The following is a 3,197-nucleotide window of genomic DNA, read 5'->3' as shown; positions in this document are numbered from 1 at the left end:
GCAGGTCCACCATGTGGTCGTGCAGCAGGTTGACCTCGTCGACGTAGAGCACTCCGCGGTGCGCGGCGGCCAGCAGACCCGGTTGGTAGGCCCGGACTCCCTCGGTCAGCGCCTTCTCCAAGTCCAGCGACCCCACCAGGCGGTCCTCGGTGGCCCCGACCGGCAGTTCCACCAGCTCGGCGGGCCGTTGCTCGGCGGCCGTCGCCGCGTGCGGGCCGTCCGGGCACTCCGGGTCGGGTTGCTGCGGGGAGCAGCCGAACCGGCAGTCCGGGACCACGTCCAGCGCGGGCAGCAGCGCAGCCAGCGCACGGACCACAGTGGACTTCGCGGTGCCCTTCTCGCCGCGCACCAGCACGCCGCCGATGCGCGGGTGCACCGCGTTGAGCAGCAGAGCCAGCCGCAGGTCGTCGTGCCCGACCACGGCGGAGAACGGGAAGCGCGCCCTCGCGGGAGCAGTCATGCCAGGAGTTCCTTCCTCGGGTCTCGGACGCCCCGATGTCGGCTGTGCCGGGGCGAGGCAGTGTCCTGACTCCCGGATCCGCGCGGAACTTCCCCGGCCTTCCCAGGCGTCCCGGTGGCTCGCGAAGGGGACCCGCTCCCCGGTCACAGTGGCGCCGACCGTGCCGGACTCGCACCGGCTTCCTGACCTGCCCTGGCTGGGACCAGCGAGCATCGTCGCAGATCAGCCGATGCCGAGGAACCTCGCTGCGGCAGCGATCACGCCGGGCAGCGCAACATGTCGATGTGCGCGATGCCGTCTTCGAGGTACTCCTCACCGGAGGGCTCGAAGCCGAACGGGCGGTAGAACTCCAGCACCCGGGTCTGCGCCGAGAGCACCGCGGGCGAACTGCGCACCTCGGCGAGCGCCGCGCGCATCAGCTTCGCGCCGAGCCCCATCCCCCGGGCGTTCTTCGCGGTGGCCACCCGGCCGATCCGGAAACCGCCGCCGGCGTCCTCCAGCAGCCGCAGGTAGCCGAGCACGTAGCCGTCGGCCGAGTCGATCCAGAAGTGCCGGGTGCGGCTGTCCAAGTCTCGGCCGTCGAGCTCGGCGTAGGGGCATTGCTGCTCGACCACGAACACGTCCACCCGCAGGCGCAGCAGTCTGTAGAAGTCCTCGGCGTCGAGGTCGGCCGTGTAGGCGCGTTGCACAGCGGTGGCAAGCGGTTGCAGCGTCACCACTCCGGGATATCACACGCGGGCCGCGCGACCCGCATTCACCTGCGGCGAAGTAGTAAACGCCACTGTCGTCGTCACAGCTGCGGGGCCATCTCGGCGGCGACACCGGAAATCCGGGCGTAGACGCCGGGGGCGCCGGGGCGCCCGCATCCCGCGCCGTAGGAGACGACTCCCACCAGCCTGCCTTCGGCGACCAGCGGGCCACCGGAGTCGCCGGTGCACGCGTCCCGGCCGCCTTCGGGGAGTCCGGCGCAGACCATGGTCGTGCCGTCGTATTCCGGGTAGGTGTTGCGGCACTGCTCGTCGCTGTTGATCGGCACGTCGGCGGAGCGCAGTGTGTCCGAAGTGGACCCGTACTCGGTGGTGCGGCCCCAGCCGTAGACGCGGGCCGGAGTTCCGGGCCGGTAGGGCTCGACTTCTCCGGCCCCGGCCATCGGCAGCGGCGGCTGCGGCGCCGGAGCGGTCAGGGTCAGCACGGCGACGTCGTGGCCGTGGCCGACGTCCCGGAACTCGGGGTGCACCCAGACTTCGCGAACTTCCGAAACCGTCCCGGCGGAGGTGCGCAGATCTTCCCGCCCGGTCACCGCGCGCAGCTCTCCCACGGCGCGCGGCTGCGCGGTGGCGGTGTCGAAGGTGCAGTGCGCGGCGGTGACGACCTTGTCCGGGGCGACCAGCGTCCCGCCGCAGAACTGGTTGCCGTCCGGGTCGGTCAGCGCGACCGCCCAAGGCGCGGCCTCGATCCCGGTGCCCTCCCCGCCGACGACGCGTTCCTTGCCGCCGCCGGGTGTTTCGGCGGACGCGACCGGACTCATCAGCGCCACGGCAGCGGCTCCCGCGGAGCACCCCGCGAACAGCCTTCGCAGCGGGAGCCGGAACTTGCGAGCGCTGCCGTTGAACACGTCGGCCTCCATGGTCGCGGGGATCTACGGCGGCACACCGTAGCGGCCCGGTCACATAGAGGTCAGGAGGCTGAACTCACATCCAGACGGCAAAATTTTTCGTTAGTATGGTCATCGGCAGGAAAAAGAACGTCGATCAAGCTCTTCATCCACCGTTCATCCAGCCACTCATTTCGTTGATCCGGAGACCGCGACGATGCGGACTCCAGAGATCACCCACGATCCGGTGAATCTTGCCCGGCGGCCGCGCGGCCCGCCGTGCCTTCGCGCGCCCGAGTAGGAGGAGCGAACCCGCCATGCTGGACTTCACGACGCTGCCTGCGTTCCTGCTCGCCAGTGCAGTAGTAGTGCTCACGCCCGGTGTGGACGCGTTCCTGCTGCTGCGGACCTCGCTGCGGCAGGGCACCGGAGCCGGGCTGCGGGCGCTGGCCGGCATCCACAGCGGCAGCATCGCGCAGGTCGCGCTGGTGATCTGCGGGCTCGGCGCGCTGATCACGAGCAACCCGGCGGTGCTGTCCACGCTGAAATGGGCGGGCGCGGCGTACCTCGTTTACCTGGCGGCGACGATCGTGCGCGGGCTGTGGCTGACGCGGAAGCGAAGCGGCGAAGAACTCGGCGGCGGCGCCCCGGTGCGGCGGCCGTACCTGCAGGGGCTGCTGAGCAACATCACGAACCCCAAGATGCTGCTGTTCAGCCTCGCGTTCCTGCCGCAGTTCGTGGGCGGCGCCACCGCGCCGACGCTGCAACTGATCATGCTCGGCGCGGTGTTCCTGGTGGTGGCCGCGATCTGGGAGATCACCGTCGTGCTGGCCGCCGCGCGGATCGCCGACCGGCTGCGGCATCCGCGGGTGGCGCGCTCGCTGGACATGGTCAGCGCGGCCGCGTTCCTGACCATCTCGGTCGGCCTCGTCGCGAGCTGAGCCGCTTCCGGCCGATTTCTCAGGCACCGCCCCGGAACATGCGAAGGCCGGGGCGCCCGGCGCGCGCCCCGGCCCTGCTCCGGCTGAACCCGGATCAGCTCAACTGCGCCTGCACCTCGTCGTAGTAGCTGGCCACGCGGGTGTAAACCCCTGGTTGGCCGGGCCGGGCGCAACCGTTGCCCCAGGACACGATCCCGATCAG

General features: G+C 70.9%; 4 protein-coding genes, 1 pseudogene and 1 riboswitch. Of the genes and pseudogenes, 1 reads left to right on the top strand and 4 read right to left on the bottom strand.

Going from position 1 to position 3,197, the window contains the following annotated elements:
* The 3 genes and pseudogenes from IJH84_RS09245 to IJH84_RS09235 form a co-directional block, all read right to left on the bottom strand.
* Positions 1–460, bottom strand: a pseudogene (locus IJH84_RS09245) (magnesium chelatase); the annotation flags it as partial.
* A gap of 58 nt (positions 461–518) precedes the next feature.
* Positions 519–646: riboswitch (cobalamin riboswitch) on the bottom strand.
* Positions 647–717: 71 nt separating this feature from the next.
* Positions 718–1,176 carry a GNAT family N-acetyltransferase gene (locus tag IJH84_RS09240; RefSeq protein ID WP_200070130.1) on the bottom strand — a complete coding sequence of 153 codons (459 nt, stop codon included), beginning with the start codon at positions 1,174–1,176 and terminating at the stop codon, positions 718–720.
* Between the two features lie 74 nt (positions 1,177–1,250).
* Complete coding sequence (locus tag IJH84_RS09235; RefSeq protein ID WP_295142724.1) at positions 1,251–2,087, bottom strand: trypsin-like serine protease; 837 nt, start codon at positions 2,085–2,087, stop codon at positions 1,251–1,253.
* A 284-nt stretch (positions 2,088–2,371) separates the two neighbouring features.
* Here IJH84_RS09235 and IJH84_RS09230 point away from each other — a divergent pair, with 284 nt between their 5' ends.
* Positions 2,372–2,995 carry a LysE family translocator gene (locus tag IJH84_RS09230; protein WP_200070132.1) on the top strand — a complete coding sequence of 208 codons (624 nt, stop codon included), beginning with the start codon at positions 2,372–2,374 and terminating at the stop codon, positions 2,993–2,995.
* Positions 2,996–3,089: 94 nt separating this feature from the next.
* Here IJH84_RS09230 and IJH84_RS09225 read toward each other — a convergent pair.
* Positions 3,090–3,197, bottom strand: a 108-nt coding sequence (locus IJH84_RS09225) for a trypsin-like serine protease (protein WP_295142728.1), incomplete at its 5' end; no start/stop codon positions are given.

The organism is Saccharopolyspora sp., assembly GCF_017434145.1.
GTDB classification, from domain to species: Bacteria; Actinomycetota; Actinomycetes; order Mycobacteriales; family Pseudonocardiaceae; genus Saccharopolyspora_C; species Saccharopolyspora_C galaxeae.
Note: the sequence above shows the minus strand (reverse complement) of the source record. Positions and strands in the feature narration are given on the sequence as shown.

Excerpts from the sequence above, each read along its gene's own strand:
- IJH84_RS09230 (WP_200070132.1), top strand. The coding sequence starts at position 2,372 with ATGCTGGACTTCACGACGCTGCCTGCGTTCCTGCTCGCCAGTGCAGTA.
- IJH84_RS09235 (WP_295142724.1), bottom strand. The coding sequence starts at position 2,087 with ATGGAGGCCGACGTGTTCAACGGCAGCGCTCGCAAGTTCCGGCTCCCG.